Genomic DNA, 4,307 nt, shown 5'->3' on the forward strand with positions numbered 1-4,307 from the left:
CCCAAACCGACGAATACCTATCCGCCCTCCAATCCCAAATCCGCCTGCTCCAAAAACGAATGGAAGCAATGGAACCCGTCAACATGCTCGCCCTCGAAGCATACGAAGAAACCAACAATCGCCTCCAAGAACTCAGCGACAAACTCGGCACCCTCGAAGCCGAAAGCATGGAACTTCTCCTCCGCATCGAAAACTTCACCACCCTGCGCTTCCAAGCCTTTAGCGAAGCCTTCGATGCCGTCAACCTCAATTTCCAAGATATCTTCGCCGAACTCTCTGACGGCGACGGCTTCCTCCAATTAGAAAACGCCGAAGATCCATTTAGCGGCGGTCTAAATCTCGTCGCTCACCCCAAAGGTAAACCCGTACAGCGGCTCTCTTCAATGTCTGGGGGCGAGAAATCCCTGACGGCTCTAAGTTTTATCTTCGCCCTCCAACGCTACCGTCCATCGCCCTTCTATGCCTTCGATGAGGTAGATATGTTCCTGGATGGGGCGAACGTAGAACGCCTGTCGAAGATGATTCGCAAGCAAGCCAATCGAGCGCAGTTTTTGGTAGTGAGTCTGCGTCGTCCGATGATTGAAGCTGCTGACAGGACGATCGGGGTGACGCAAGCACGGGGAGCTTATACTCAGGTATTGGGCATCAATCTCAAGACTTCGGCGTAGGAATGGCTTCAACTAAATACAGCCAGCTTGAAAAACCGCGATCGACAATAGCTGCATTAGATAAAGAATATGCCCAATTGCTAGTAGCAGTGCAACCCAAGGTGATTGACACAGAAGAAGAAAATGAATTTTACTTAGCAGAAGTTACTAAACTAATGCGGCTAGGTGATGCAATATCCCCAGCACAAGAGCGGCTACTCAAACTATTGGTGAATTTAATTGAAAGCTTTGAAAGCCAGCATTATCAACTTAAAGCTGCTACTCCTTTAGAGATTTTAACTGAGTTAATACGCGATCGAGGATTAAAGCAAAAAGACTTGTTACCAGTATTCGGTTCTCAAGGAATAGCTTCGGAAGTGCTTAATGGCAAGCGTGGCATTAGTAGAGCTGCTGCTAAGGCACTAGGCAAGTTTTTCAAGGTTTCCCCATCGCTGTTTTTTGATAACTAACATCAATATTTACCTCAAATCTCGAATCTAATTTACCCCACACCAAACAGGACAGCCAAAAGTCCAACTCCAATTGCCACTTGTGCAACAGCCTGTACATTTTGACCTAAGTCCGCAGCATCATTTCGCTCATTGAGAGATTGAAGTAGATATAACTGGTCTTCATCAGTCAGATTCGCAATATAGTCTTCTGAAAGCATAAAAATAGGGATAGATTTAAAAAAGTTAACCCGTCCTTGTTGATATTGCTTCATCTCATCCAATTCCTTTTGCTGTTTTTGTTGAGCTTTTAATTTTTTCTCACTTGCTTTTTTCTTAATTAATTGAATTTTTTGAGCAGTTTTAATACTTAAAGTTGGTGAAGAAATTACTTTTAGAAAACTTAGTAGCCAAAATCCAGCCCAAGCGATACCCAATAGCATAGTGCCTGATGCCATCCATCCTATTCCTATAAAGAAAAGACATAAGGTGAAAATAGAAATCCCTATCTTTCCTATTACGGTATTTCCCTCTAAATCCTCTTCCTTATACCCCATCCCCTTGATTTGTTGCTTAACAAATCGATCCGCTTCAACTTGAGTTTCCTTATATTCCAATTCAATATTCTTCTTGAGTGCTTCCAATCGTTCAGCGACCTGTCTTAATTTTTCAGGCTCAAAAATAACACTGGACTGGCAGGTGGTTGAATCTTGATTATCCGAGGAAAATACTCCCTGAGAGCATTTGAGATCGTAAGCTTGTCTCATTTCTGGATTACTTATTACACTGTAAGCTTCGTTAACTTGCTTAAAACGCTCTTCTATATGTTTGCGGGCTTTTTCGGGAGTTCCGATCGGTAGTTTATCTGGATGATATTCTTGGCACAGCGATCTATAAGCAGCTTTAATGTCCGTAGAAGAAGCTTTTGGAGTGACTTCAAGAATTTTATAGTAGTCTTCCATCTGGAGTGCAAGTAAAGGTCAAGATCTAACTGTGCAAGATTATAGTACCCAAATAACTCCGCTTACTTACACATTTCCGATTGCATTACCCACAATACTTTGACTCGATCTACTTATCTAAACCTAGAGAGCTAGCCGCAATCGAGTTAGAGTATGCAGCTACATGAATGGACGGATTGCAGGGATGAAGCTGTTGAGTGTAAGCTAATGTGCAATTACTTGTGCAGCAGGCACATGCCATTATCCACCGATCGCTTCTGCCTTGAAGATACTATCGGCGGATTTACCGGAGATCGTGCCATCCCAGTCGATCGATTGTAGGAAGTGTGCGCCTGACTTGGTTTCGACGACATCGACACCCCATTGATTGGGTTGGAGGGCATCGGGATTATTGCTAGTGGCGGGAGTCGTCTTGATGCCGCCGAGGATCAGGATATCAAAGTCTAATTTCCCGATCGATTGCGATCGACTCTGAGCCAGGATTTGAGCGCATTTTTCGCCGAGTTGTTGCGGCGAAGCATTAGCAGGAGCCACAACTTCGAGAATCCAGTGAGGATTATTTATCTGACGACACTGCACTTCTGGGCGATCGGTAAAGCCCTCGACAAATATCTGTGTGAAGGCTTCCCGGCTCAGTACGGGTACATTAGGATCCATAATATCAAAGTTGTGGGAGAGCAACATTCGTAAGGTTTGAGGGCTATTCATGGCTGGCTGAGAAGGATTGTAATTGGGTAATCAGTGGATCGAAATAGGGGATGACGATCTCGTGTTGGCTGGGATCGATCCGGTTTAAACTGGCGGTTTTGAGTCCTTGGAGTCCGACTGTCATCGCATCGAGGGGTACTTCCAATTCTTGATAGAGTACCCGCATATTTGCTAAGCCTTCGGCACTGAGATAGTCAGAATTTTCGCCAGCCAATCCATAAGTGATGGGGCGTAAGTAATGCCAGAAGTCGCGCCAGCAAGCCTCGGCGCGTTCGGGGGGATAGAGTCCGCCACCTGGCTCGGAAATGTGTGGAAACTTGGCGTAGACATGGGTTCTCGCTTCATCGATGATTTCAACGACTCGATCGCGTAGTAAGGTTGAAATCGGTATAAGCTGGGAAGTCTGGGGCGATAATGCCGCGATCTGGGCGTAGTCGGCATCGGTGAGATAGACTCTGGCATCTTCAGCCGCTTGAAAAATAGCGATGCTAGCGGCGGGATGTGAGGACTCCCAACTGGCGAAGCTGACAATTCTAGCTCTAGCAATTAAATCTTTGATTCGATCGGTCAGCATGTGATTTTATGAATTTACGAATGGTGAAATCTTACTGTCTACTTAAAAGTCCCCTCCTTGGAGGGGTGCCCAGCGGGCGGGGTGGGTAAGATCTCCGCTGAAATCTCATAATTCTGAATATCTTGACATTGCTAGCACAATAGAGATATGAATGCGATGTCCATCATTCGGAGATCGTTAGTCGATAGCGAAGACCTACCCACCCCGCCCTACGGGCACCCCTCCCAAGAGGGGATTTTTAACTTAGAGTTGGGTTTTGCTGGGGACGATAATCATGGAAAAATAGGGAACATTACGCGGATCGACATCTGCGATCGAGATGATCTTTTGCTCGGTACCAGTTGCATGTTCAATATATTTAGCACGATCGAGTAAATCTAAATCGGTCAATATTTGATAAACTTTATCGAAATGACGACGCAATTTGATAATCGCCACCGCATCGGCATTAGCTAATTGGGTGGTTAATACTTCGACAGGTAAAGTTGCTGATAGGACGCTAAAAATATCATTACGGTAACATAATGGCATCCCGATCGCGGCGGCGGCACCCATTGGGGACGATACACCGGGCACGATTTCGGTGACAAATCGATCGGCTAACCGGGTAAATAAATACATAAACGAGCCGTAAAATAACGGATCGCCACAACATAGAACCACTACATCACGCCCTACTGCTAAATGTGCCGAGATCGGCTTAATTGCTTCGGCATATAATTCTTGCGCGGCTTCCGGATCGAGGGCGCGTGGAAAATGAAACGGCACTTCGATTTGATTGCCAGTCAGATAGGGTGCAACAATCGAGCGAGCGATGCTTTCACGATCGTTTGCCGACTGATAGGCAACTACTGGAGCCGCTTGCAACAGTCGCAATGCCTTGAGTGTCAATAACTCCGGATCGCCAGGGCCAACCCCGATCCCGTATAATCTTCCTGTCTGGATTGCAACCATTATTCCTGCTCCG

5 protein-coding genes and 1 pseudogene are annotated in these 4,307 nt (G+C 45.9%); 2 read left to right on the forward strand and 4 right to left on the reverse strand.

Going from position 1 to position 4,307, the window contains the following annotated elements:
• Positions 1-668: pseudogene (locus RMO35_RS09515) on the forward strand (AAA family ATPase); the annotation flags it as partial.
• A gap of 2 nt (positions 669-670) precedes the next feature.
• Positions 671-1,117, forward strand: coding sequence for a transcriptional regulator (locus tag RMO35_RS09520; RefSeq protein WP_309740572.1), 447 nt, complete (start codon positions 671-673; stop codon positions 1,115-1,117).
• 32 nt (positions 1,118-1,149) lie between these two features.
• Here the strand turns inward: RMO35_RS09520 and RMO35_RS09525 are convergent, their stop codons facing one another.
• From RMO35_RS09525 to cobI, 4 genes are all read right to left on the reverse strand, one after another.
• Complete coding sequence (locus tag RMO35_RS09525) at positions 1,150-2,058, reverse strand: DnaJ domain-containing protein (RefSeq protein WP_309740574.1); 909 nt, start codon at positions 2,056-2,058, stop codon at positions 1,150-1,152.
• Between the two features lie 240 nt (positions 2,059-2,298).
• Complete coding sequence (locus RMO35_RS09530) at positions 2,299-2,766, reverse strand: DUF2656 domain-containing protein (protein WP_309740576.1); 468 nt, start codon at positions 2,764-2,766, stop codon at positions 2,299-2,301.
• The gene (locus RMO35_RS09535) at positions 2,759-3,340 is read right to left on the reverse strand and encodes a phycobilisome protein (RefSeq protein WP_309740578.1); all 582 of its coding nucleotides are present in this window, start codon (positions 3,338-3,340) and stop codon (positions 2,759-2,761) included. The genes RMO35_RS09530 and RMO35_RS09535 overlap by 8 nt, the downstream gene beginning before the upstream one ends.
• A gap of 243 nt (positions 3,341-3,583) precedes the next feature.
• A complete protein-coding gene (gene cobI / locus RMO35_RS09540; protein ID WP_396135638.1) occupies positions 3,584-4,294 on the reverse strand; it encodes a precorrin-2 C(20)-methyltransferase in 711 nt (236 codons plus the stop codon).
• Positions 4,295-4,307: the final 13 nt, after the last annotated feature.

It is taken from the genome of Chamaesiphon sp. OTE_20_metabat_361, assembly GCF_031364565.1.

Bases quoted from the DNA above. Each gene is read 5' to 3' on its own strand.
- RMO35_RS09520 (WP_309740572.1), top strand. From the start codon at position 671: ATGGCTTCAACTAAATACAGCCAGCTTGAAAAACCGCGATCGACAATA.
- RMO35_RS09525 (WP_309740574.1), bottom strand. From the start codon at position 2,058: ATGGAAGACTACTATAAAATTCTTGAAGTCACTCCAAAAGCTTCTTCT.
- RMO35_RS09530 (WP_309740576.1), bottom strand. From the start codon at position 2,766: ATGAATAGCCCTCAAACCTTACGAATGTTGCTCTCCCACAACTTTGAT.
- RMO35_RS09535 (WP_309740578.1), bottom strand. From the start codon at position 3,340: ATGCTGACCGATCGAATCAAAGATTTAATTGCTAGAGCTAGAATTGTC.
- cobI (WP_396135638.1), bottom strand. From the start codon at position 4,294: ATGGTTGCAATCCAGACAGGAAGATTATACGGGATCGGGGTTGGCCCT.